Raw genomic sequence first — 26,580 nt, 5'->3', positions numbered from 1 at the left:
AGATAGAGCAAAAATTAAAACAGGAGGGTTTAAATCATGAAAAAAACAGCAGCGATTATTTTGGCAGCAGCAATGGCAATGGGGTTAACAGCCTGCAGCGGATTTGGCGATGAAAAGCCGGCGGAAACCACGACAGCAGGTACGGCAGAGACAACAACAGGCGGGACCCAGACGGAAGCAGGGGCAAAGGGTGTCGTTTATGGAATCTACAAGGCCGGGGACCAGACATGGTTCATTGACGAAGGGGCAGCGGCTCAGAAGGCAGTGGAAGAAAAGGGCGATGAATTTATCTATGTGGATGCAAAAATGAATCCGGAAGAATACTTAAAGGCCATTGACAATGCCATTGCAAATAAGGCAAAGGGGATCGTTACCTGTATCCCGGACCAGACCATGTCACAGGCCGTGGTTGATAAATGCAAGGAAGCTGGCATCCCGATTGTATCAGCCGATGATGCGCTCCAGACGGATGCAGGGGAAAAGATCGCTCCATGGGTGGGCATTAATGCATACGTAATCGGACAGGCCAACGGCCAGTGGCTGGCGGATTATGCCAATAAAAATAAACTGGCAGAAGATCCGGAATGTGGGCTGATGATTCTGACCATGGATACGGTTTCCTCCTGTGTTCCCAGGGCTGAAGGAGAATTAGACAAGTTTACGGAAGTTTGCCCTGGTTTTCCGAAAGAGCGGATTTTCAAAGCCGATCATGACGGGACTACAGATAAGGGAAATGTAGCTGCGACATCAGTCATCACCGCCCATCCGGAAATCAAAAAGTGGCTGGTAACGGGAGCCAATGAAGAAGGTACGATCGGTGCAGTCCGTGCTTTGGAAAGCGCAGGATTAGATGCCAATGCAATTGCAGTAGGTCTTGGAGCTTATATGGCAAAAGATGAGTGGAACAACAAGGGAGCCGACGGAACCTGCATGAAGGCAGCAGCTTATTTCTCCTCTGATTCGGTAGGAGCAGGCTCGGTCAATGTATTATACGATGTGATCAGCGGAAAAGAAGTTCCTATAGAGACAGCCGTAGATGCGGTGATCGTTACCCCCGAAAATTATAAGGAAGTGATGGGGAAAGCAGCGGAATAAACCGATTGCCCGGTGATGAAAAAAAGCGGCCTCTGCAATGCAGGGGCGCTTTTTTCAGTTCCTGATAGAAAAACGGTATTCGGAAGGCGTGATTCCCGTCACCTTTTTAAAGGTGGTGCAAAAGCTGCTTTCACTGGTAAAGCCTGTGCTGAAGCATATGTCCTTGATGGAGATGTCCAGGGACTTTAATAGGAACTTGGCATTGTTGACCCTGGCGGCGATCACATATTCGTGAGGCGAAAATCCGGATTCCTTTTTAAACAGCCGGCTGAAATAGAAGGGGCTTAAGGAAGCCTGATCCGCCAGATCCTTTAGGGTAAGGGGATCGGTCAGATGTTCATTGATGTAGGCAATGGTGTCCTCAATGATGCTGGAAGAGACGTTTTCTGAGCGCTCAAAGTCCCTGTTAACCAAAAGCTCCGTTAATATATTAACAACGTAATTGTTCAGCCAGGCCTCTTTGATGGAAATACACTCCCGAAACTGCAGATAAATTTTGTGCAGATATTTTTCCAGACGGTAGGTATCCCTCAGGGTAATGACCGGAGGGCCGCCATCCAGGATTGCATCATAATATCCTGCCGCACCTATGCCGTCAAAATGGAGCCATTCCGCTTCCCAGCCCGTTGTCGTCCAGTAGGCGTGAGGCTCAAAGCAGTTTAGTATCACTACCTGCCCTTCGCCTGCAGGAAAGACTCGTCCGCCTGTTTCAACCTGGCATTCTCCTCTCCGGATGAACATGATGAGGAAGCTGTCATAGGAATTCCGATGAAGGGAATATCCGGGTTCGTACCGGAAAAGTCCCATGTTGATGGGATATAAGAAAATTCTTTTTGCCAGGGCACTGGGCGTATAAACATAATAATCCGACCCTGAGATGACCCCGCGTTCTGTAGACAGCATATATGGACCCTCCTTTCTTTTTATGAAACCATTATAGAGAATAAGCGGTAATTCGTCAATAAAATTAGAGCAATTTTTATAAACTAGTAAGCAACTAAAGCTAATGAAAACAATGATAAAAGATTATATAGTATAGGCAAGAACTTAAAAGGAGGTCTAAGAATGGAAGCAGTAAAAATATGGGAGGAGTCCATCGTCATACCCACTTATGAGGTGGGGGAAGCGGATAAAAATCCGATGTTTCTGGAAAGCCGTGTTTATCAGGGAAGCTCAGGAAAAATTTACCCTTATCCTACCATTGAGAAGATCCATGATACCAGGACGGACAAAGCCTATCAGGCAGTCTGGCTGGAAAATGAATACTTAAAGGTAATGATACTTCCGGAGCTTGGCGGAAGAATCCAGCGGGCCTTTGACAAAACAAATCAATATGATTTCGTCTATTACAACCACGTCATAAAGCCCGCCCTGGTAGGGCTCTGCGGACCCTGGATCAGCGGCGGGATTGAATTTAACTGGCCCCAGCACCACCGGCCGACCACCTATTCCCCTGTAGACTATATGCTGATAGAACATGAGGATGGTTCTAAAACCTGCCGGATCTGCGATGTGGACCAGATGTACGGAACCAAGGGAGAGGCCAGCTTCACCCTGCATCCCGGAAAGGCCTATATTGAGATAAAGGGTCAGCTTTACAACCCCACGCCAATGCCCCAGACCTTTTTATGGTGGGCAAACCCGGCGGTTCCGGTCAATGACTACACTCAGTCCATTTTCCCGCCGGATGTCCATGCCGTTATGGATCACGGAAAAAGAGATGTATCTCGTTTCCCCATTGCCACAGGGGTCTATTATAAGCATGATTACAGTGAAGGCATTGATATTTCCCGTTATAAGAATATTCCGGTACCTACCTCTTACATGGCTGAAAAGAGTGAGTTTAACTTTGTAGGTGGCTATGATTACCAGGTGGGGGCGGGAATCCTTCATGTAGCAGATCATCACATTTCGCCAGGAAAGAAGCAGTGGACCTGGGGCTGCGGGGATTTCGGAAAGGCCTGGGACCGGAATCTGACCGATGAGGACGGTCCTTACATTGAGCTGATGACCGGTGTTTACACTGATAATCAGCCGGATTTCACCTGGTTAAAGCCAATGGAGGAAAAAACCTTTACCCAGTATTTCATGCCTTATAAGGCTGTTGGTCCTGTGAAAAACGCCTCCATTCACGCCGTCATAAACCTGGAGACAAGGGAAAATGAGATCCATATAGCTGCATACGGAACCCAGGAGTATCCTGATGCGAGGATTCTGCTGACATACGGGAAGGAGACGCTTCTTAATGAAACCACCCTTCTTTCTCCGGTCCATACTTATGAAAAGACGCTGCATACCGGCGTGGAGGATGAGACAAGGCTGACTCTTAAAGTTCTTTCCGGCGAAAGGGAGCTGGTTTCCTATACCCCCTTAAAGAAGGAGGTTCCAAAGCTTCCAAGCCCTGCAAAAGCAGCCAATGATCCGGAAAAGATTATGACAAATGAAGAGTTGTATCTTACCGGGCTTCATATCGAGCAGTACCGCCATGCTACTTACAGACCGGATCCTTATTACATAGAGGGCTTAAAAAGGGATCCTGAAGATATCCGCATCAATAATGCCTATGGCTCCCTGCTCATGCGTAGAGGCTGCTTTGAGGAGGCAGAGGAGCATTTCAGGAAGGCGTTAAAACGGGCTGTGCGAAAAAATCCCAACCCTTATGACTCTGAGCCTTACTACAATCTGGGCCTGGCGCTTTTGTATCAGGGGAAGATTGAGGAAGCCTTTGATGCCTTTTATAAGGCCACGTGGTCAGGGGAGCAGCAGGAAATGAGTTTTTATTATCTTTCCTGCATCGAATCCATGAGAGGAAATTATGAAAGTGCTCTGGAATTTGTGGAAAAGGGACTGGTGAGAAATTCACATAATGTAAAGGCCAGAGCCTTAAACGCCTATCTCTTACGCAGGCTGGACAGGACGGCAGAAGCCAGGGCTCTCATTGAGGAGAATTTGAAGGTGGACTCCTTTGACTATATATCCCGCTTGGAAGCAGCATATCTGGAGCCAGGACGTCAGGAGGAAATCCGGATGGAGATAAGCCGGATGGCCAGAGGCTTTCACGAAAACTACTTAATGGCAGCCAGGCATTATGCGGAATTCGGTGCATACGAAGCCGCCGTCCAGACCCTGGAACAGTGTTCCGTGAAATGGCCCATGCTCTATTATTATAAAGCCTACTATCTGAAGCTTATGGGAAAAGACGGATCTGAAGCTTTAAAAGAAGCTTTAGAGCAGGCGGAGAGGTGCTGCACGGATTACTGTTTCCCTAATAAGCTGGAGGACATCTCAGTGCTTAAGTTTGCGGCGGAAAAGGATCCGGAAGGAGCCAACGCCAATTATTATCTGGGTAATTTATATTATGATAAGCTTCAGTACCATACTGCTATTTCTTATTGGGAGCAGTCTGCCCGGTTAAATCCCGTGTTTCCAACCGTGTGGAGAAATTTATCACTGGCTTATTACAACAAAGAAAAGGACAGGGAAAAGGCAAGAGAGGCCATGGAAAAGGCCTATGTCCTAAACCCGGACGATGCAAGGATCTTTTTGGAATTGGATCAGCTTTACAAAAAGCTGGATATGCCTGTGGCAGAACGTCTGGAAAAATATGAAGCTGTAAGAGATGTATTTATGAAACGTGACGATCTGATGATTGAGTATGCAACACTTTTAAATCTTTTAGGACGTTACGGAGAGGCTTATGAATTCATTATGAGCTATAAATTCCATCCATGGGAAGGCGGAGAGGGAAAAGTGACCGCCCAGTATGTGGTCTCCCTTGTGGAGCTGGCCAGGCAGGCTATGGATGCAAAGGATTGGGGCAGGGCGGAAGAATACCTGACAAATGCCCTGAAGTACCCGGAGAATCTGGGAGAAGGAAAGCTAGAAGGAACAAAGGACAATCATATCAATTATTATCTGGGTGAGGTCATGGAGAATCTGGGAAAGACTGAGGCAGCAAGAGCCTGTTATGAAGTGGCCAGTGTGGGAACGGATGAACCGGCAGGCATGATGTATTACAATGACCAGCCTGCGGATATGATTTATTACCAGGGGCTGGCTAAGGAAGAGCTGGGAAAACCGGTGGAGGCCAGGGCCAGGTTCTATAAGCTGCTGGATTACGGAGAACAGCATATGTTCGATAACATAAAGATTGAATATTTCGCCGTATCCCTGCCCGATTTCCTGATTTATGAAGATGACCTGGATAAGAAAAACAAAGCCCATTGTAACTATCTTATAGGGCTTGGTAAAATGGGGCTTGGAGATATAAAGGGGGCGAAGGAAGCTTTCAAGGAGACCATACAGCTGGATAATGCCCATTTAAATGCGATCAGGTATATAAATATGATATAAAATGGAGACAGAAAAGTAATGGGAGGAGGGATGTTTTTATAACATCTCTTCCTCCCTCTTTCTTTTATTTTTTGGTTTTTAAGTTCTTCAACGGCTATAACGCCCCGTCCTCTTATTTACAATTTACTAAATTATGATATAATGGGAATACTTCACAAAGAAAAAGCTTCATAAAATGAGGAGACCCCGATTGACAGGCAATCGGGGCAATTATGAAAAATCTATGTGCAATTTGACGATTAAATCAATTTGACTCATATATTTTCTATGTATTTAGTATAAAAAATATATATGAACGGAATATGAACGACCTGTAAACACATTATGAAAAAAGGAGGAAAGTATGGGAGAAAATTATAAGAACAGAAAGACTATCGTAATAGGCCATAAAAATCCAGATACAGATTCCATCTGTTCTGCCATCTGTTATGCAAATCTAAAAAGAAAGCTGACCGGAGAAGAATATCAGCCAGGTAGGGCTGGTCACGTCAACGAGGAGACACAATTCGTACTCCATTATTTTGAAGTGGAAGCGCCGGAGCTTGTGGAAAATGTGAAGACACAGGTCCGTGATATCGATATTCGTAAGACAAAGGGTGTAAAGAAAAACCTGTCCTTAAAAAAGGCCTGGAAACTGATGCAGGAAGCAAATGTAGTCACCATACCCACGGTGACCGAGGATGGGATGTTAGAAGGACTGATCACGGTAGGTGATATTGCCAAGTCCTATATGAACGTTTATGACAGCAGCATTTTATCAAAAGCAAATACCCAGTATGAAAATATTGTGGAAACCTTAGAAGGGGCCATGGTAGTTGGTGGAAAGAGCGAATATTTCAATCATGGCAAGGTCCTTATAGCAGCGGCCAATCCTGATATGATGGAATATTACATTTCCAAAGGCGACTTAGTGATCCTGGGGAACCGTTATGAATCCCAGCTATGCGCGATTGAGATGGAAGCGGCCTGCATCATTGTATGCGAAGGAGCAGCGGTATCCATGACGATCAAAAAGCTGGCTCAGGAGCGTGGCTGTACGGTCGTGACCACCCCTTACGACACATATACGGCAGCCCGTCTGGTGAATCAGAGCATTCCTATCAGCTACTTCATGACTACTGAAGGGTTGATTTCCTTTGAAGAAGACGATTATATTGATGAAATAAAAGATGTCATGGCAAGTAAGCGCCACCGGGATTTCCCGATTCTTGATAAGGATGGAAAATACATGGGAATGATTTCCCGCCGGAATTTGCTTGGTGCAAAAGGAAAGCGTCTGATCCTGGTGGACCATAATGAGAAAACCCAGGCGGTGGAAGGCATGGAAAGTGCAGAAATTCTGGAGATCATTGATCATCACAGACTCGGCACCGTAGAAACCATATCTCCTGTATTTTTCCGCAATCAGCCGGTAGGCTGTACCGCTACCATCGTATATCAGATGTATATGGAAAATAGCATAAAAGTTGAACCGAAGATAGCGGGCCTTCTGTGCAGCGCCATTATCTCTGATACGCTTTTATTCCGTTCCCCTACCTGCACGGAGTCTGATAAAAAGGCAGCTCTTGTCCTTGCGGATATCGCAGGGATCCAGGTGGAGAAATACGCTTCCTCCATGTTCGCGGCAGGAAGTAACCTAAAGGGAAAGACGGATGGGGAGATCTTTTATCAGGATTTCAAAAAATTCACACTTGGTAAGGTGTCCTTTGGAGTGGGACAGATCAGCTCCTTAAACGCCAGCGAACTGGAGGAACTGAAGGACCGTATGCCTTCTTACATGAAAAAAGCAAGAAAAGAGCATGGTGTAGACATGATGTTTTTCATGCTTACCAACATTTTGACGGAATCTACGGTTCTGTTATGTGAGGGTCAGGGAGCAAAACAGATGGTTCTCGGAGCTTTCCGCGCAGAGGAAGAGGAAGGGACGGCAGAAGACCATATCGTAAGTCTTCCCGGCGTGGTATCCAGAAAGAAACAGCTGATTCCTGGCATTATGCTGGCGGTTCAGGAATAGGAGGCTGTCGTCAATGAAGAAGAAAGAAACCAATGAATATAGAAAAGCGAATGAAAATATAAAGACCGTAAAAAACAGCAGGGTTTCCTGGAAGCCTGGAAACATGCTTTACCCTGTTCCGGCGGTTATGGTGAGCTGCCAGAGGGAAGGGGAAAAACCCAATATCATTACCGTGGCATGGGCAGGAACCATATGTTCCACCCCGGCCATGCTGTCTATATCCATCCGCCCGGAACGGCATTCCCATAAAATCATAAAAGAAACCAGAGAGTTTGTGGTAAATCTGGTGACTAAAGATCTGGTGCGGGCGACCGATTACTGCGGAGTGAAGTCCGGCAGGGAAGTGGATAAATTTGCAGAAATGAGGCTGACGCCTTGTTCCCTGGAACATGTAAATGCCCCCGGAATAGAGGAAAGCCCGGTGAATTTAGCCTGCAGAGTTGTGGAGATCAAGCCTCTGGGAAGCCATGACCTGTTTTTGGCAGAGGTGGTTGGAGTGACCGTAAACAGCCGGTACATGGACGAAAAAGGGAAGTTCCACCTTAATGATGCAGGACTTATATCCTATTCTCATGGGGAATATTTTGAACTGGGGAAAAAGCTTGGAAGTTTCGGCTATTCTGTGAAAAAGGCAGGAAAAAAGCCGTCGGGCAGGAGGAAAAACAAATGACGAGTAAGCTTAATAACATTACGCTGATCGGTATGCCGGCTTCTGGTAAAAGCACAGTAGGTGTTTTGCTGGCAAAACGCCTTGGATATTCTTTTGTGGATGTGGACATTGTAATTCAGGAGCAGGAAGGCCGCCTTTTAAAGGAAATTATTGAAAAAGAGGGCCAGGATGGCTTCCTGGCTGTGGAAAACAGGATCAATGCAGGCCTTAATGTCCGCCATAGCGTCATTGCCCCGGGAGGCAGCGTGATCTATGGAAAAGAAGCTATGGAGCATTTAAAAGAGATCAGTACAGTGGTTTATTTAAAGCTTAGCTATGAAAGCGTGGAAGAGCGGCTGGGTAATCTGGTAGACCGGGGAGTTGTCTTAAAGGACGGAATGACCTTAAAAGACTTATATGAGGAACGGGTGCCTTATTATGAAAAATATGCCGACATAACCATTGATGAAAACGGCCTTGATGCAGGAAAGACGGTAGACAGGTTAAGAGCCATTATGGAGGAAAGGTTCGGCCTGACTACATAATCGCCCGTTTTCATTATCACCCTGAATATTTACGGGAAAATTAAAAGGTGTCTCAAAAGTCAAATTACGACTTTTGAGACACCTTTTAATTTTAAACTTTTAACTGAAACTTTCCAATTAATAGCTTCAGCATCTGAGCTTGTCCGGCCATTTCCTGACTCGCGGCAGCACTTTCCTCTGATGTGGCGGAATTGGTTTGAATCACGCTTGATATCTGATCAATTCCCTGAGTTACCTGGGCAACTGCAAATGCCTGATCCTTTGATGCGGATGATATCTGGTATGCTAAGTCCGCTGCTGCTTTGGAAGACTGGACAATGCGGTCCATGGATTTTGCAGTCTCCTTGGCAATATGATTTCCAGCCTCAATGGAGGCCAGGGTATGCTCAATTAATGCAGAAGTATTTTTGGAAGCTTCCTGACTTTTATTGGCTAGGTTGCGGACCTCGTCTGCCACAACTGCAAAGCCTTTTCCTGCCTCTCCTGCCCTTGCTGCTTCTACGGCTGCGTTAAGGGCCAGGATATTGGTCTGGAAGGCAATGTCCTCTATGGTTTTGATTACTTTTCCTATTTCTGAGGAGGCACTGCTGATATCCTCCATAGCATTTGTCAGATCCTGCATCTGAGTTTTACCAAATTCCAGCTCTGATGCGGTATTGCTTACCTGCTGGTTTGTTTCCTTTGCATTCTCCGCATTATGGTTAATGTTATTGGAAATATCATTGATGGTGGCAGCCAGCTCTTCAATAGAGGATGCCTGTTCGGTCGCACCCTGGCTTAAAGCCTGAGCGCTGCCTGCCACCTGTTCAGCACCTGAGGCTACCTGGTCTGAGGACTGGGTTATCTTAGCCATGACATCATTTAAGGAATCAGTAAGATTCTGTATGGAGAGCTGTACGGAACGGAACTCCCCTTTAAATTCCTCTGTGTCATGAGGAATATCAAAATTTCCCTGGGCCATCTGGCTTGTGGTGGAAGAAATATAATCCATATAGTAGGATAAACGCCCCATCATCGTCCTCATACTGTCTGCAAGATGTCCTAGTTCATCTTCTGAACGATATTCCAGAATGCATTTTAAATCTCCCTGGGCCATCCGGTCTGCAACCGCTTTCAGTTCGTCAATGGGGCGGGTGATCCCCCTTGTAATGGCGATTGCGATGATAACGGATGTAACAATAGAAATGAGGATGATGGTGCCCATAATTGCAATGAATATGGATGTCAGACGGGAAAGATCGGCAGACCTTTTATCACCGGTTGTTGACTTATCTGACAGCATGGTATTGATCGTATCTGCAATCTCCGCTGCCAGGGGAGCTGCCTGGCTTCGGAACGTAGTCATGGCCTCCTTGGGAGATGTCGATGCAAGCTCAATGGTATGGCTGCGGACCGCCTCATAGGATTTCATCTTTTCTGTAAGCTTGCTGTAAAGCTCTTTTTCCGAGGTTGTTTTCATCTGCCCCTGTACCAGTTCCATTTTCTCGTTTATCATTTCGATCTGTTTGCTTAGGTTTTCCTTCTGATTGGCAGTTTCCGCAGGGTCTTCCGAAAAAATTATGTATAAAATTGTTGCACGGTGAGCCTGAAACGCCTGTCCCAGGCTTCCAATATCGCCCTGGGCAAATCCATAATCCTGCAATGCAGTATGATATTTCTCATTAACGGTCCGAATGAGCAGAATTCCGATGGTTCCGGCTAAGCCTGAAAACAATACAACGATGAGAAATGCAGCAAGCAGCCGGTTTCCTACCTTTCGTTTTTTTAACATACAATGTTCCTCCATGGTTTTAGTTTATTTTGCCTTATTACGTTTGTTCCATGAATTTTTGGATAAATGTCGGATTTGACATAATATTTCATAATGATTCAATATTATATCTTTTCTTAAATTTCCTGAATATGGAATTACTAATAATTATAGTTATCTTTCCGATTTTAGTCAATATAGTAGATGGTTACGTGCAAAATTTACTTCAATAAGGATACAGAAATTAACATGTTAATGAGGAAGTTTCTAAGGAAGTTTTTCTGAAAGAAGAAATTCTATTAAAGTTAGCATATTTTTTCCATCCAAAATTAACTAGGGGACAAAGAATGAAGTTGAGTGTATATTATAAAACACATGCTTTAAATTTATTTTAAATGCAATTAATTATAACGTAAACGGGAGCTGAGATGAAACAAACGATAAAACAAGCGATTGTATTGATTCCCTCTTTAGAACCTGATGGAAGGCTTCCGGTTTATGTAAAGGAGCTGCGGGAATACGGGCTGTCCCGCATTGTAATTGTAGATGATGGATCTGGAAACGAATATCAGGATATATTCAAAGAATTAGAGGAGTTCGGTTGTACCTTACTCCACCACAGTGTAAACCGGGGAAAGGGGCTTGCGCTTAAAACTGGATATGAGTATATCAGGAGGAATATGCCCGGCTTTACGTGTATCGTAACCGCAGATTCTGACGGACAACATGCCCCGGAGGATGTTTATAAGCTGGCAAATGCAGCCGAAGGCCATCCCGATATGCTGATACTGGGGGTAAGAGATTTTAAAAAAGCCGGCATACCTGTCAAGTCTTTCGTTGGAAACCGTGTTTCATCTGCAATATTTGCTGCTCTGTACGGAAGATATCTACCCGATACCCAATCAGGGCTCAGAGCCTTTGGCCCGAAGCTGGCCGGCCGGATGCTCAGTATAAAAGGAGAGCGGTTTGAGTATGAAACCCAGGTCCTGATCACCTACATACGGTCTGGAATACCAGTCCTTACAATTCCCATTCAGACCATCTATGAAGATGAGAACAGAGGCACACATTTTAATGCCGTTAGGGACAGCTTAAAAATTATGGGTATCCTTGGAGCTGATTTTATGAAGTTCCTTACTTCTTCCATCGCCTGCTCTTTTATTGACATTGGGATTGCCTGGGCGCTGCTTGACTGGTTTAAGCCTTATATGCAGGGAAAAGACTTACTTAGAATCATGATAGCCACGGCGTTTGCCAGATCGGTTTCAATTGCTGTGAATTATATATTTAATAAAAATATGGTGTTTAAGAACAAGGATGCTGCTGGACACAGCCTTATTCGTTACCTGGGCTTATGCGTATTTAACATACTACTTTCAGCTGCCGGCGTGTACATATTACATGTAAACCTGGGAATCAATGAGAAGATGGCAAAGATCCTCTGTGATGTGTGTCTATTTCTCCTTGGTTATCAAATACAACAGCGCTGGGTATTTTTCCGGGCAGAGGATTGATTTCATGTATAAAGAAGAGAAAAAACAAAATATAATTTTTATCATCAGCATAGCCCTGATGACTATTTATCTGGGCTGGCGTATGATATTTACCCTGCCGTTTCATGAGGGGATACTGAATCTGATATTTGGAATATTGCTGCTTGTGGCAGAGACCGTAACGGTGTTTACTACCTTTGAATTATTTTATCAAAAGATGCAGATGAATAAGTTTCATTTGGAATGTCCTGAGATACCTGATGAATTTTATCCGGATGTAGACGTTTTTATTGCGACCCATAACGAACCAGCCGATATTCTGTTCAAAACAGTCAATGCCTGCACCTTCATGACCTATCCGGATAAAAGCAAGGTACATATTTATATTTGTGATGATGGAAACCGTAAAGAGATTGCAGAACTGGCCAAACAGTTTGGAGTAGGCTACCTGGGGCTTTCTGATAACAAGGAAGCAAAATCAGGTAATTTAAATCATGCTTTAAAGAAGACCTCCTCTCCACTGATTGCTACCTTTGACGCAGATATGATACCGCAGCATACGTTTCTTATGAAGACAGTTCCATATTTCCTGCTCTCCAGGTTCATAAAAGAAGATGGGAAGTGGAGGCTGAGAAAGGAAGAGGAGATTGATCAGAAGTTTAAGCTTGGACTAATTCAGACGCCTCAGAGCTTTTATAATCCCGATCTTTTCCAGTTTAACTTATATGCGGAAGGAAACATCCCAAATGAACAGGATTTCTTTTCCAGAGAAGTGAATACCATGAGAAATACCTCCAACGCGGTCGCCTATACCGGCAGCAACACTATAATTTTAAGGAAGGCCATGGAGGAAATAGGTGGTTTTCCCTTAAAGACCATTACAGAGGATTTTGAGACAAGCATACGGATACAAAAAGCAGGATACATAACCTATGCAACGGATGAGATTCAGGCCGCAGGATTAACGGCCACAACGGTAAAGAGCATGATCAGGCAGAGGGTGCGCTGGGCAAGAGGAATCATTCAGAGCCTTCAGAACACCCATGCCATTATTACTCCTAAGCTTCCCCCGCTTGCAAGGCTTACTTATTTGAACAGCTTTTTATACTGGTGGTCTTTTTTTAACAGACTCATATTCATTATGTCCCCCATTCTGTTCGCCCTGTTTGACTACAGGATTGTAAACAGTTTTTTCTGGGATGTGATTGTGTTCTGGCTTCCTGCGTACTTTTTTTACAGCATGTCCATGCGTTACCTTTCAAGTAACGTAAGAAACCAGAGATGGAGCCAGATCATTGATACCATATTTATGCCTTATTTGATTATCCCGGTATTGCTTGAGACCTTTCACATTCATCAAAGGAAATTTAAGGTTACCAATAAAAAGAAAGAAGGGAGCGGCATTGGCATTGAGCTTGCCGTGTATGCGATCCCCCATCTGGTTTTACTGGCGCTTTCTGCAGCGGCCATGATACGTTTTGTCCATGGGAAATATGGCTGGGCCTTATTTTACAGCAGCATTATCTTTTTCTGGATTATCTATAACATGGTTTCGTTATTCTATGCCGTATTTTTTATGCTGGGAAGGCGTGCTTACAGAAGCAGCGAGCGGATCAGGGCAGAGGAAAATATTACCATACAATATAAGTCCTTAAACTATAAAGCGAAGACAGTAGATGTTTCAGATAATGGATTAGCTTTCTGGACGGAGAAGCCAATATATCTTCCGGAAAATAAGATTGTGAATTTTGCGGTCACCACGCCTTTTTATAAAGCCAGACTAAAGGGCAAGATTGTTTATGTGAAAGAGCAGGACATGGGCTGGCGTTATTCCGCGGCCGTCCGTACAGTTGATGATGAAAACAAACGCCAGTACATGCAGGTGATATATGACAGGCCCCATTCCCTCCCAAAGCAGATGGATTTGTGGGTAACCGCTTATGACGATATGTTGAGAAATATAAAAAGACGGTTAAAACATCCGCTTTCATACAAAAGAAAGATGCCAAGGATCTTGCTGGACAAGCAAATTACCTTTACTAACGGTGCTGCCTGCAAATTGATTGATTTCAATTACCGCTATTTTTCTGTTTCTGGTTTTAATGCCAATGAAAGTGAGGATGATGAATTCATCTACAAAACAGAAAGCGGGATTTTATTGACCATGAAACGGACGGGAATATACATACGGCATTCATCGGAGGAGCTTTTGTCAGTTGTGAACCTAAATGATCTTATCCGGAAAAGTCAAATGGATCAATTTTTGGTCGACATAACAAATACAGAAAAAATAGAGGGTTAAAGGATGAGTGGTGTAATCCATATGATAATGGTGGCGGCACTTTTGTGCTCCCTTACCGGCTATATGATGTTTACGAGGGAAAAGCTTAAGCTTCAGGTCGAATTTGCTCCTGTTTTTGTCTGCTCATCCATTGCCTGTATTGTTTATTTTTGCGGGCTGGCGGGCTTTTTGCTGCCGGGGTCAGCAGCCGTGCTTGTAGTAGGAATAATTCTGTTTTTCTTCTTTTTATTAAGTATGATCAGGAATCGGTCCTATATAAGTTTTCGCCTTTCCCTGTTCCAGGTGGGGTTTGCTGTTGGAAGTCTGTTCTTCTTTCAGCTGCTGCTGACCAGTAGGCTGATACACTACGATAATTTCTCGCACTGGGCCATCGTTGTTAAGCAGATGCTCAGCACCAATGCATTTCCTGATGCTGCATCTGCTTTGATTGACTTTAAAAATTATCCCTTGGGTTCTTCCTCGTTTATATATTTTATTTGCCGCTTTGCCGGAAATTCCCAGGGGATTATGCTGGCAGCCCAGGGCCTTCTTATTTTTGCCAGCTTCTATGCCATGTCCGGAGTGATCACGGAAAAAAAGCGGTTTCTGCTGTCTGCTTTTTTGGCTGCAGGTTGTTCCCTGCTGTCCATATTTAACATTACCATAAGGGTCACCAATTTGTTGGTTGATTTTCTTCTTCCCATATATACCCTTGTATTATTTGCGATGGCATACAGATATCAATGGGAAATAAAAAAGGCCTGTATCAGCATCATACCCGTAGCAGCGCTTCTAATGATAATTAAAAATACCGGAATCATATTTGCGGGAATTGGATTTTTCTTTCTGATCTATATCTGGTTAAAGAATAGATATAAACCGTTTTTAAAGAATGGACTGGCCGTGATTTTATCCATTGGAACTGCGTTCCTTCCATATCTGTTATGGAACATCCATATGGCAGTAAAATTCCAGGGAGTTGAAAATAAGTTTGAAGTTTCTGCAGACAGCATCCGCAGCGTTTCCGGCGGAAAAAGTCCGGAAGAGGTACATCAGATCGTTGCGCTGTTTGTTAAATCAGTCTTTGATATTACTAGCCGTCCAGTTATGGGAATTCTGGGCTTTCATGTGGCTGCCATAATAGCCAGTGTATTTGCGGCCTTTCTATTAAAGAAAAGCTGGAAACTATGGAAGGCTCTGATCGCATTAGATGTTGTCCTTGCCTGCTACTATCTTGGAATCCTCGGGCTTTACATTTTTTCCATGCCGCTTGACGAAGCCCTCCGATTGGCGGGGTTTGAACGTTACGCATCCAGTATCGTAGTTTTGTTCGCCGGGGGGCTGGTGCTGTGCGCAGCCGTTGATATTGAGAATTCGTTTTATTATAGAATCGGTGAACTGCCGGCATACCAGGCATTTAAAACCGTGGAAAGCAAGAATCGGTATCAAAAGGGTGTCATCATTTTTATTGCGTTAGCCATAACCATTCTGATGTCAGAATACAATGGCATGCAGACTATCCGGCGCTCCTATGATACGACCCTGCCTTACAAGGTATATCAAGTGACCGGAGACCGCTGGTATTCCGGCGGAAGAGTGGATGAAAGCAGGTATTTATTCTATGCATCGGATGTGGACAGCCAGGTAACGGATTATTATCTGCAATACATTGGGAAATACATGCTTTACGCCTCCAATGTAGACGGAATTTGTGCGTTTTATGAGGATAATTTGATCAATCTGTTAAGCAGCTATGATTATCTCGTTATAGTTGAAAGCGATGGGGAAGCAAAACATCTGCTGAAAAAATATTTTGGCGTTTCCGGACAGGAAGGAATTTATAGAATTCTTCATTCGGATAAAGGACTGGCCCTTGAACTGGAAGAGTGAATATCTGTATAAAAAATACCGCTTCATAATGAATGATGATTATTAATTGCCCTTAATCATTCATTATGAAGCGGTTTTGTATGAATTAGAACCGGAACTGATCCATCAGACCATTTAAGATCTGGGCCTGACTGGAGAGTTCTTCGCTGGTGGCTGCGCTCTCTTCTGCCGTAGCGGAATTGGTCTGCACAACGCCGGATATCTGGTCGATTCCCAGGGCCACATGGGCAATGGAGCTTGCCTGTTCCTGGGAGGCTTCGGCGATATCATATATCAGGGAAGCCATTTTTTCGGAAGAAGCTGCGATTCGTTCCAGAGAATCCGCTGTTTCATCGGCGATTCCCGTTCCCTTCTGTACCGACTGGGCGGAGCTTTCTATGAGGAAAGCGGTATTTTTTGAGGCCTCCGCGCTTTTTGATGCAAGATTGCGCACTTCGTCGGCGACGACGGCAAAGCCTTTTCCGGCTTCTCCGGCACGGGCGGCTTCAACCGCTGCGTTTAAAGCCAGGATGTTGGTCTGGTAGGCAATATCTTCGATGGTTTTTATGATCTTACCGATTTCACTGGAAGTATGGTTGATCTCGTTCATTGCATCGGTCATTCTCTTCATCTGTTCTTTTCCATTTTCCAGCTGGGATGAAGTCTCCTTTGCCTGGAGCGTGGCTTCCTCTGCGTTTTTAGCATTTAAATCCACATGAGAAGAAATAAGACTTATGGTAGCTACCAGCTCTTCCACGGAACTGGCCTGCTCTGTTGCTCCCTGGGAGAGCGCCTGGGCGCCTGCGGATACCTGTTCCGCACCGGATGCTACCTCCTCAGAGGACTGGTTGATCCTTAAGAGAGTATCTCTGAGCCTGGACTGCAGCTGGGTCATGGCCTGAAGAATCCCACCAAATCCCCCTACATAGGCGGATTCGCAGCTGGAAGAAACCGTTAAGCTGCCTTCTGCCATCTCATTGAGAATATGATCTACATCTCCGATGATCATTTTAAACCCGTCCACCAGTTCCCGGGTAGCTTCTGCCAGCACACCGGTTTCGTCTTGGCTGTTGATTACAGGAACCGGAGATTCCAGATCACCCTGCACCAGCCTTATTAAGCGTTCGGTACAGGCATTTACGGGATTTCCGATTTTTCCTGCAAGGATAACCGATATGATTCCGGCCACAGTCAGTGCTGCGATGAGCAGTATTACCGATATGACGATTCCGGTTATGGTTGCTCCCATAAAGTCCGTCATGGGAGCTTTGAGGCCGAAGCTCCAGCCATCGGTCCCTTCAATGGGTGCATATGCCAGAAATTCGTTTACGCCCCCCTTGTTGTAACGGCCAAATCCGCTATTTCCTTCGGTCATTCCCTTCTCAAGAGCAGCAAGAGCAGCCAGTCCGGGATCTGTCTTTGCGATTTCCTGGGTATTTGTCACATTGGTTACTTTCTCCATATCCACATCGGCAATGATACCGCCGCTTCTGTTCAGTATGTAGGAATTGCTTCCCTTACTTATCTTTATGCTGGCAACGATGTCATTTAAAAAAGTCTCTGTAGGGACAAAATATACGACGCCCACGACTTTGGAATCCGGAATTCCCTTATCCCACAATGGGGCGGATATGATAATGGTAAGCTGTCCTGTGATCTTACTGATTAAAGGATCGGATACCACTGTCTCGCCATTTAGGGACTTTTGGAAATAGTCCCGGTCAGAATAGTCTTTTCCATCAAACAAGCTGATTCCGTCTGCCCCCAGTATGTTTCCACGCTGGAAGTCGTGGGCTTTTGCCTTCTGGTCTATGATGGTTTTTTTATCAGCCACGCTGGTTCCAGGGTTGGAGAGCCGGTCAATGCTGCCGACTTCATAGGCAATATTCTTATAAATATCCAGTTCTTTTGAAACCCGCTGTGAGGCGGTGCGTGCCAGTTCCGTCATGGTCTGGTTCATGGTCCCGATCATGCTGGAATAGTTTAAATAAATGCTGGTACCTCCCACTGCACATAGGGAACTAAATACTGTCAAAGCCATGCTAAGCAGTATTTTAGTTTTTATACTTTTCATTATCACTTCTCCTTTGTACTTCGCTTAAGTCTGCGAATTTAAGTATACTTTATGTTGGGAAAAATGTCTAATTCCTTTTCTGCAATATGATGTAAAATGTCAATAGACAAATCACTTAAGTTCATGTCTGTTTGCCTTTTAGATTTTATATAATCGTGCTCCTGTCATATAGAATTTCTTCTATGTTTCGACGACTTTTTTGTCGATGCCAATTTTCCCTTGGGGAACATGACACCGACAGCCGCGGTCACAGTAACGAACTATATATCACTGCCTTTCCGATGGCATATGCAATCGGGGTTTGAATTGAATATCTCTCCTAACTGCTGATAAAAAGCTTTTAGGCGTTCCTCATTCAATGAATAATATATCCATTTGCCTTCCGGCCTTGCTTTTACCAAGCCAGCGTCTATTAAGACTTTCATATCATGTGACAGGGTCGGCTGGGTAATATGAAACTTTTCTAAAATCTTGCAGGCACAAAGCTCTCCGCAAGAAAGCATATCAACAATGCGTAATCGTTTCGGGTCGGACAAAGCTTTTAAAATTTTACCATTCTGAATGTATTTTTCTTCCATAGTACAACCTCACATAGAATATTTACTAAGTATTATCATATGCCTTAAATAAAAATATATCAATATAATTTACTTTTCTATTTCAGCCATATGTACTTTAATAAATCCTTCGTAAAATGAATTATTTCCGTTACAAATTCCGGGCCATTACTTGCCTTTTAACGTATTTTGTGCTACACTTTTTTATGCAATAAGGTCGCAGATCCCTTGATTTTCCTACATATCAAGGCTCATCTGCATTCAACGACCGGTGTGTTCGAGACCTTCCACACCTAAAACAAAACTAAAGGAGAAATGAATATGCATTACAAAACTTCAGAAAAAACCTATTTTATGGTTTTTTCAGCGGCGATTGCTGCAGTCTACACTGTGTTGACCATGGTTTTCGCGCCTATCAGCTTCGGCCCCATCCAGTTTAGAATTTCAGAGATCCTCTGTATTCTGCCATTTTTTACTCCGGCAGCAATTCCTGGATTGTTCATTGGTTGCTTCCTGTCAAATTTATTATGCGGAGCAGCAACCCTGGATGTGATTTTTGGAAGTCTTGCAACCCTGATCGGAGCTATCGGTTCCTATAAGCTTCGGAAAAACAGGTGGCTGGTATGCCTTCCGCCGATTTTGGCAAATACCATTATCATCCCATGGGTTCTGCGGTACGCTTACGGCTCAGAGGATATTATCTGGTATGCGATGCTGACAGTGGGAATAGGAGAGATTCTTGTAATAGGAATCTTTGGCAACATACTGCTTGGCGTGCTGAACAATTATAGGCATGTAATATTCGGGCGTTTCTTGTCGGATAAATAAGAACTTGAAAGTTTTACGGTGCCGCAGCATAGCTTCATGCATTTAAGAGCTACTTTTGAGCTTGTTCAGGTGTTTTGTAATAAGCATCCTGAATGAGCTTTCTCTTTATACGATAGCAAAAGTATTCCATAAATGTATATTCATAGAGAGTGTTTTCTTCCCTCATAACATTAGATCAAAAGGCAGGTTACAATCGTTATATAAATTTTAACCCTAAATGGAAAATGTGACCAATATGTAACCGCCTTCATTTATAATTATATCATAACACAAGGATGATGGTGGAAATTATGACAAAAGGAAGAGTGAGTGTAGTACGCGGTACCGACCGGTATATCACTGTAGCAGTGGATGAATGCGACAATTGGAGCGTTAAGGGGGTTATGTTTCATTGTGATGATTCTCAGGGGATCCAATACGGCAGTATGCTGGAGATGATTTTAAATATGGACCGTATATTTGATTCCATGAGTTGTCCGAAACAGACATTTCAAATGCGTCGCTTTCCTGGGACAAATCCTCCAGATTTTGTGACGCGGACCAGCAAAGAGAAAGAACGAAAGGGAAAACGAAGTACCTTCCGTATATATGTACAGTATCGTTACCATGCCAGCTGGCAGGGATTGATCCATTGGGAGGATGGAGACAGGCAGGAGTCATTTGAAAGCATGCTTCAATTAATTCTCTTAATGAATAAGATGCTGAGAGGAGACTTCCTGATGGGACAGGAAGGGGAATCATTGAATTCCTTCCATGTGGCCATTGATGCTTATGAGTCCGGACGCATAATGGGAAATTATCAAAATATACCTGCGGACCTGACAGAACGGCATGATGTTCTGGCTGATCTGGCGGGAACCCTGGGAAGCTTTATGGATATTAGGGCATCAAAGGAAAAAATTCCAAAATATGGAGTCAAATATGGACGTCTGATTTCTAATGAGGCCTGTTCCATGTGCAGAAGGGGCGGGCAAACTGCAACTTTTTCAATTAAAATCATGTTTCGTGAGCATTCTACATGGCAGGGCATCATTTACTGGCGGGAAGGCAGGGTGGAGCAGCCTTTCCGAAGCTATAAGGAGATGCTTTACCTGATGGTATCTGCAATAGGAATGCCCCAGGTAAGCAGCGGCAGCATGGTGGAAGAGATGCCAAAGATTGCTCTGGGATCATAAGGACTGTGTCATAAAGTGCACTTTACAGAACATAAAATCTGTAAGGTGCATATTTTTTGATTGTAATTAAATTGTAGATTTTCTCAGTGCTTTCTTATATAATAAGAAAGTACGCAGTAAAGAATGGCATTCATTATTACAGAAAACAAAATTAAGGATGGAAAAAGCATGTATCAAATTGATTTTCATAAACCAGAGGCAATTCATTTTATTGGAATAGGCGGAATCAGCATGAGCGGTTTGGCGGAAATTCTTATTGACGAGGGATTTACCGTTACTGGGTCAGATTCCCAGAATTCAGAGCTGACACGCCATTTAGAGACAAAAGGTGCAGCGATCTCATATGGCCAGCGGGCAGAGAATATTAGAGAAGGAATTGACGTAGTTGTCTATACCGCTGCCGTTCATCCCGATAATCCGGAATTTGCAAGGGCTAAAGAAAAAGGACTTCCCATACTAAGCCGTGCAGAACTACTTGGACAGATGATGAAAAATTATGAGAATTCCATAGCCGTATCAGGAACCCACGGAAAGACCACCACCACATCTATGATCACTGAGATTCTTTTGGCTGCTGAGACAGACCCCACCATATCGGTAGGCGGAATCTTAAACTCCATTGGCGGAAATATCCGGGTAGGAGGCCCAAGACTGTTTGTAACAGAAGCCTGCGAATATACCAATAGCTTTCTGTCATTTTTCCCTACCATGGAGGTAATCCTGAATATAGAGGCAGATCATCTGGATTTCTTTAAAGATATTAAGGATATTCGCCACTCTTTTCGCCTGTTTGCCGAAAAGCTCCCCCAAAACGGCTCCCTGGTGATAAACAATGACATTGAGAGCAGGGAGGAGATTACCCAGGGGCTTCCATGTAACGTGATTACATTTGGTAAGAAACCGGGAAGCAGATATCAGGCCGAAGCCATCCGTTTTGACGATTTGGCAAGGGCTACTTATGATTTAAAGGTGGACGGAAATATTGTGGATACCGTGACACTTGGCGTTCCGGGAGAACATAATGTGTATAATTCCCTGGCAGCTGCAGCCGTTTGTACAGAGCTGGGAATCGGGCTGGAGCTGATTAAAAAAGGACTGAAGCGCTTTACAGGCACCAACCGGCGTTTTGAGAAAAAGGGAGAACTGTCAGGAATCACCATCGTTGATGATTATGCTCACCATCCCCAGGAAATCAGGGCAACTCTGGAAACAGCAAAGCATTATCCCCATAAAAAGCTGTGGGTAGCATTCCAGCCTCATACGTATACCAGGACAAAAGCATTTCTGGATGAATTTGCAGAGGCACTGTCTCTGGCGGATGAGGTGATTCTTGCGGACATCTATGCAGCCCGTGAAGCGGACGATTTAGGAATCAGTTCCAGGGATATTGAAGAGAGAATCGAGAAAAGAGGCGTAAAAGCCCACTATTTTTCATCCTTTGATGAGATTGAAACATTTATTTTAGAAAATTGTATACACGGTGATTTGTTGATAACTATGGGGGCCGGAGATATCGTAAAAGTGGGAGAAAAGCTTTTAGGCTTATAGTTATCCACATTATCCACATAGTTTTCAACATTTTATGTTAAGAAGCTATGTGGATCTTTTAATTTACATAATTTATAATCTAACAATTTAAGAAATCTCGGTTTTATCAGCAAATCGACATGATTCGGTGGAGAAATCCTAATTATGTATACCTGGTTTCCACATTATCCACATTATCCACAATTCATATGGTGGATAACTACGGCTATTTTCTTTTAATACGACCTGTGGTATGATATTCAAGAAAGCAATGAGCAGTGCGAAATAGGGCACGGGAAAATTTTCGTTGTTCTTGCACATAAGAAAATCTTCCCATGGCCTATTTCATAGGGCGAAAGCCAGTGAGCGAGAGAAGCCGCAGGCTTTTCTCGCTGCACTGCGGACTGGCTATATAAAAAAGGTGAGGGTTATGACATTGAATATTAAAAGCAGTTTCAAGATCAACGTTACAGTCATTACCAATGAGTTCATTGACGAATACATGGCAGCGGCCAATGGAGAATACATAAAAGAATATTTATATTTAATGCGCCATGAAGGAGAAGAAATCACCGTTTCCATGATTGCGGATGCGTTAAACCATACAGAAGCAGATGTAGCGCGGGCTTTATCATACTGGAAGAATGCCGGAGTCCTAAAAGAAGGCGTTCCAGTTAAACCGGAAGTATCCCCAGCAGCATCAGAAACAGCCTGTTCCGGAATAATCGCAGAGAAACAACCGAAACCAGCACCATCCGGCCGCCGTATGGTCTACTCCCCAGAAAAGATAAGCGGTCTGGCCGGAGATGAGGATTTCTCTCAGCTTCTTTATATTGCCCAGAAATACATGAATAAGGTATTCACCCAAAGGGAGTGCGAGGTGTTCGCCTATCTATATGACGGCCTGCACATGCCTGCTGAGCTTTTAGAATATGTGGTAGAATACTGTGTGCAAGGCGGTCACAGCAGCATCCGTTATATTGAAACGGTGGCTATCAGCTGGCATGAAAAAGGGTTTCGGACCGTGGAAGATGCCAAGAGCTTTGCCCTTACCTTTACCAAGGATTCCTTTGCTGTTATGAAAGCCTTTGGATTAAATGACAGGAAACCGGGAGATCTTGAGAAGGACTTCATAGACAGGTGGTTCCGCGCCTATGGATTTGCCAGGGAGCTGGTTGTTGAAGCCTGTAACCGGACACTGGCGGCTACTCATGCGCCCAGCTTTCAGTATGCGGACAAAATATTAGAGGGCTGGAAAAAAGCTGGTGTACGCTCCATGGAAGAGATTAAAAAGCTGGACGAACAGTATGCGGACCGCATGAGAAGCGGAGAACATAAAACCGGAAAAAGCGGTGATAATAAGCAGGCTCAAAGCACTAAGGGGAAAAGAGGACAGAACCAGTTTCAGAATTTCCCTCAAAGAGAGATTGATTATGATGCCCTTGTTTTAAAGCAATTATCGGAGCGGCAGTAATATTACATAAGGTCAGCAGGATGAATGGAGGTAATTATGGCGCTGAGCAATTCACAGTACGATGCTATCATGCGGGCTTATGGACAGCAACAGTTTAAGAACCGCCATGAACAGGAAGAGCGGATTGCGGAAGTATACCGCAGGATTCCGGTTATAAAAGAGCTTGATGATTTCATCAGTACCAGTGCAGTGGCCAGTGCGCGCAGACTGCTGGAAGGGGACAAGGGAGCTCTTAAGGACTTAAGAAATGAAATTGCAGACTTGAGAGAGCAGAAAAGTGTACTTTTAAAGGCAGCCGGTTATTCTGCGGACTATATGGAGATGCGGTACCGGTGCCCGGATTGTAAAGATACCGGATACGCAGATGGGACCAAGTGCCACTGTTTCCGCCAATCTGAAATGAAATATCTTTACGCCCAGTCAAACATTGAACAGATTACCGCTGTAGAAAATTTCGATACATTTTCCTATGAATACTTTGATGATACCAGGGTGGTTCCGGTTCTTAACAGGACCGTCAGACAGTACATGGGACAGGTTGTGGAGACTTGCAAAAGCTTTGTAAAGGGATTTTCCGAGGAACATGGAAACCTGCTGTTTACAGGCCCTACAGGAGTCGGTAAAACGTTCTTAACAAACTGCATCGCCAAGGAGCTGATTGACCGGTATTATTCCGTTATATATTTATCGGCTAATGACTTATTCGAGGTATTTTCAAAGAACCGGTTCGATTACCAGGATGAAGAAGATATGAAAGGGATGTACCAGTATATTCTGGACTGCGACCTTCTGATCATTGATGATCTGGGTACAGAGCTTAATAACAGCTTTACATCTTCTGAATTGTTTTACTGCATCAACGAACGGCTTAATTCTACCAGGTCCACGATCATATCCACCAACCATCCCATAAATGAGCTGAGGGACCGGTATACGGAACGTGTGACCTCAAGGCTGATCAGCCGCTATACGGTGATTCCTCTTTATGGAGATGATATTCGAATCAGAAAGAAACATATCAATAAATAAAAAACCAGGAAGCCCATCTCATCGGGCTCCTGGATTTTCTATGCATCCTGTGGTTTTTAAAGGCTGGCAAGCCGCTCGAAAAGTCTGTTTACCTCCACCTGCCCATATCCCCAGATGTTATTTGGATAAACATAGGAGCTGCTGCGTACTGCACCGCTAATTAAGAGACGGTTCACATTATTTCCGGTCATGCGGGGGTAATTGCCTCTGACAATGGCCCATTCAAGTACCATGGCAACGATTCCGGCAGCATGCGCCGTCGCTGCTCCGGTGCCTGTTACCGATCCATATTGGCCACCACGAACCGCACAGGTGAGCTCGAAGCCAGGTGCGGCCAGATCAGGCTTGATTTCACCGATTCTTGTATAGCCTCTGCTGGATTCCGGCAGGATGCTGTTTGTCGCATCGTTATAAGCGCTCACTGTCAGCTGATGCCTACCATTTCCAGGAGAGGTTATGGTGGTATCAGGGTTTGAATTGAGAAAATATGTATCTCTTGAAATCAAATCACCGGAAGGGAGCCAGGAATGGAAGGCAAAGCCTTCACTTTCAATATTCTGTACCCGCAGGTACCAGATTCCGGGAATGAGGTTGTTAAACCGCAGCAGGATGAGTTGATCTCCATTTTCTTCCTCAAATATGAAGTTGTTAACATAGATGACAGTTTCGTTAAATATGAAACTGAACCTTCTGCATTGATTGAAGGTAGGAAAAACAGGCTGTGTGGATTCACGGTTCGGAGAAGAGATGTCTACGGACAGCCTTGCCGGAGCGTATGACCAGATCTCCATGGAAAGCATTTTATCATTGGCCCCCACTCTTAGTTCAAAATCATTATAATAAGGAGCTCCGGTAGTGGAGTTAAAGTAATGCCTTTGATTGTTCCCTTCGTTGCCGGCGGAAACGCATACTCCGATTCCAGGCAGCAATGTGAGGTAATCGATATAGCTGTCAATGGAGGCCCTGCCGTCATGACCTCCCTGGCTGCTTCCTAAAGCAACGCATACCACAAGAGGGCGGTTTAACCGTTCTGAAACTGAAAATGCATAACGGATGCCAAGTATGATATCGGATTCCTGATAGCAGAGGGTGCTTTCCGGAACAAAGAAGATATTTTTTAAGTTTTGTTTTGCTTCTTTCAATTTGACGATTATAAGATCAGCCTGAGGTACGACACCGCTGAAGGATTCGGCCTCATTCGGGGTACCGGCTAAAACACTGGCTATTGCAGTTCCGTGTCCGACGGGGTCCGTCGTGGGGACAAGGGCCAAGGGATCCTCTGAATTTAAAGCAGCGTTGATTTGATCCCTGCTGTATTCGGAACCGAATGTAAAGGTATCGGGAATCGTACCCGTTTGCACTGTCTGGTCCCATATCGTGAGGATGCGTGAGGTTCCATCATTATATTTAAATGCAGGATGATTGTAGTCAATTCCGGTATCAACGACAGCCACCAGGACGCCTCTGCCGAACAGAGCCAGAAAAGGATTTCTCTGAACGGTTGTAATGCCGGATTTTTCCAGGCTGGACGTAGCGGTTGGTGTGTAGAGGAAGGGAAAACTGTTATAGGGATGACGGCCTAAATCACAGGGATCAACGGTAGTGACAGGTACGTGCAGAAGGGAATCCCTTATATCTAAAAAGGTGATATTATTTCCAGTATCATAGGAAGGAACCAGGGTATTACTAATTATTAAGTCATAATAATTATTATCCAAAATTTTTAACAAGATAAATCCTCCCTGTATTTATTGGGTACATAATACATTTTATGCGGAAAAACATCTATTATGAGGATATCCTGGAGCATTGCATTGGATTATAAACATAAGAAATTAACAGTTGCATCAAGTTCTTTCAAAGGTTA

18 protein-coding genes are annotated in these 26,580 nt (G+C 44.2%); 13 read left to right on the top strand and 5 right to left on the bottom strand.

Features of this window, described 5'->3' with window-relative positions:
- Positions 1–36: 36 nt before the first annotated feature.
- On the top strand, positions 37–1,095 hold the full coding sequence (locus tag BMW45_RS06010; RefSeq protein WP_092241355.1) for an arabinose ABC transporter substrate-binding protein: 1,059 nt from the start codon (positions 37–39) through the stop codon (positions 1,093–1,095).
- A 54-nt stretch (positions 1,096–1,149) separates the two neighbouring features.
- Here BMW45_RS06010 and BMW45_RS06005 read toward each other — a convergent pair whose 3' ends face one another.
- A complete protein-coding gene (locus tag BMW45_RS06005) occupies positions 1,150–1,998 on the bottom strand; it encodes a helix-turn-helix transcriptional regulator (RefSeq protein ID WP_092241353.1) in 849 nt (282 codons plus the stop codon).
- 162 nt (positions 1,999–2,160) lie between these two features.
- Here BMW45_RS06005 and BMW45_RS06000 point away from each other — a divergent pair, with 162 nt between their 5' ends.
- The 4 genes from BMW45_RS06000 (at position 2,161) to BMW45_RS05985 (ending at position 8,656) form a co-directional block, all read left to right on the top strand.
- Entirely contained in the window at positions 2,161–5,448 is a 3,288-nt protein-coding gene (locus BMW45_RS06000) for a DUF5107 domain-containing protein (protein ID WP_092241351.1), read from the top strand.
- A gap of 343 nt (positions 5,449–5,791) precedes the next feature.
- Positions 5,792–7,462, top strand: a complete 1,671-nt coding sequence (locus BMW45_RS05995; protein ID WP_092241349.1) for a putative manganese-dependent inorganic diphosphatase — start codon at positions 5,792–5,794, stop codon at positions 7,460–7,462.
- Positions 7,463–7,565: 103 nt separating this feature from the next.
- Positions 7,566–8,132: a flavin reductase family protein gene (locus BMW45_RS05990; protein WP_242883096.1), complete on the top strand. Its 567-nt coding sequence runs from the start codon at positions 7,566–7,568 to the stop codon at positions 8,130–8,132.
- Positions 8,129–8,656: a shikimate kinase gene (locus BMW45_RS05985; RefSeq protein ID WP_025230754.1), complete on the top strand. Its 528-nt coding sequence runs from the start codon at positions 8,129–8,131 to the stop codon at positions 8,654–8,656. Before BMW45_RS05990 ends, BMW45_RS05985 begins: the two co-directional genes overlap by 4 nt.
- A gap of 91 nt (positions 8,657–8,747) precedes the next feature.
- On the opposite strand, the gene BMW45_RS05980 is transcribed toward BMW45_RS05985, so the two are convergent.
- Positions 8,748–10,427 carry a methyl-accepting chemotaxis protein gene (locus BMW45_RS05980; RefSeq protein WP_166433287.1) on the bottom strand — a complete coding sequence of 560 codons (1,680 nt, stop codon included), beginning with the start codon at positions 10,425–10,427 and terminating at the stop codon, positions 8,748–8,750.
- Between the two features lie 407 nt (positions 10,428–10,834).
- Between BMW45_RS05980 and BMW45_RS05975 the strand changes: the two genes are divergently transcribed.
- The 3 genes from BMW45_RS05975 to BMW45_RS05965 are packed head-to-tail and all read left to right on the top strand — an operon-like array spanning position 10,835 to position 16,070.
- Positions 10,835–11,920 carry a bifunctional glycosyltransferase family 2/GtrA family protein gene (locus BMW45_RS05975; protein ID WP_092241343.1) on the top strand — a complete coding sequence of 362 codons (1,086 nt, stop codon included), beginning with the start codon at positions 10,835–10,837 and terminating at the stop codon, positions 11,918–11,920.
- Between the two features lie 4 nt (positions 11,921–11,924).
- The gene (locus BMW45_RS05970) at positions 11,925–14,201 is read left to right on the top strand and encodes a glycosyltransferase family 2 protein (protein ID WP_166433286.1); all 2,277 of its coding nucleotides are present in this window, start codon (positions 11,925–11,927) and stop codon (positions 14,199–14,201) included.
- A 3-nt stretch (positions 14,202–14,204) separates the two neighbouring features.
- On the top strand, positions 14,205–16,070 hold the full coding sequence (locus tag BMW45_RS05965; protein ID WP_092241339.1) for a hypothetical protein: 1,866 nt from the start codon (positions 14,205–14,207) through the stop codon (positions 16,068–16,070).
- Positions 16,071–16,155: 85 nt separating this feature from the next.
- Here BMW45_RS05965 and BMW45_RS05960 read toward each other — a convergent pair whose 3' ends face one another.
- On the bottom strand, positions 16,156–18,123 hold the full coding sequence (locus BMW45_RS05960) for a methyl-accepting chemotaxis protein (RefSeq protein WP_092241337.1): 1,968 nt from the start codon (positions 18,121–18,123) through the stop codon (positions 16,156–16,158).
- A gap of 260 nt (positions 18,124–18,383) precedes the next feature.
- Positions 18,384–18,701, bottom strand: a complete 318-nt coding sequence (locus BMW45_RS05955; protein ID WP_092241335.1) for an ArsR/SmtB family transcription factor — start codon at positions 18,699–18,701, stop codon at positions 18,384–18,386.
- 300 nt (positions 18,702–19,001) lie between these two features.
- Here BMW45_RS05955 and BMW45_RS05950 point away from each other — a divergent pair, with 300 nt between their 5' ends.
- The 5 genes from BMW45_RS05950 (at position 19,002) to BMW45_RS05930 (ending at position 24,713) form a co-directional block, all read left to right on the top strand.
- Positions 19,002–19,508: a QueT transporter family protein gene (locus BMW45_RS05950; RefSeq protein WP_092241333.1), complete on the top strand. Its 507-nt coding sequence runs from the start codon at positions 19,002–19,004 to the stop codon at positions 19,506–19,508.
- Positions 19,509–19,798: 290 nt separating this feature from the next.
- Entirely contained in the window at positions 19,799–20,683 is an 885-nt protein-coding gene (locus tag BMW45_RS05945; protein ID WP_092241331.1) for a hypothetical protein, read from the top strand.
- Positions 20,684–20,851: 168 nt separating this feature from the next.
- The gene (gene murC, locus BMW45_RS05940) at positions 20,852–22,231 is read left to right on the top strand and encodes a UDP-N-acetylmuramate--L-alanine ligase (RefSeq protein ID WP_092246224.1); all 1,380 of its coding nucleotides are present in this window, start codon (positions 20,852–20,854) and stop codon (positions 22,229–22,231) included.
- Between the two features lie 409 nt (positions 22,232–22,640).
- The gene (locus BMW45_RS05935) at positions 22,641–23,684 is read left to right on the top strand and encodes a DnaD domain protein (protein ID WP_092241329.1); all 1,044 of its coding nucleotides are present in this window, start codon (positions 22,641–22,643) and stop codon (positions 23,682–23,684) included.
- Positions 23,685–23,720: 36 nt separating this feature from the next.
- Positions 23,721–24,713 carry an ATP-binding protein gene (locus BMW45_RS05930; RefSeq protein ID WP_092241327.1) on the top strand — a complete coding sequence of 331 codons (993 nt, stop codon included), beginning with the start codon at positions 23,721–23,723 and terminating at the stop codon, positions 24,711–24,713.
- Positions 24,714–24,769: 56 nt separating this feature from the next.
- Here BMW45_RS05930 and BMW45_RS05925 read toward each other — a convergent pair whose 3' ends face one another.
- Complete coding sequence (locus tag BMW45_RS05925) at positions 24,770–26,443, bottom strand: S8 family peptidase (protein ID WP_092241325.1); 1,674 nt, start codon at positions 26,441–26,443, stop codon at positions 24,770–24,772.
- Positions 26,444–26,580: the final 137 nt, after the last annotated feature.

It is taken from the genome of Lacrimispora sphenoides, from assembly GCF_900105215.1.
GTDB lineage: Bacteria > Bacillota > Clostridia > Lachnospirales > Lachnospiraceae > Lacrimispora > Lacrimispora sphenoides_A.
This window is presented reverse-complemented; position numbering and strand designations above follow the sequence as displayed.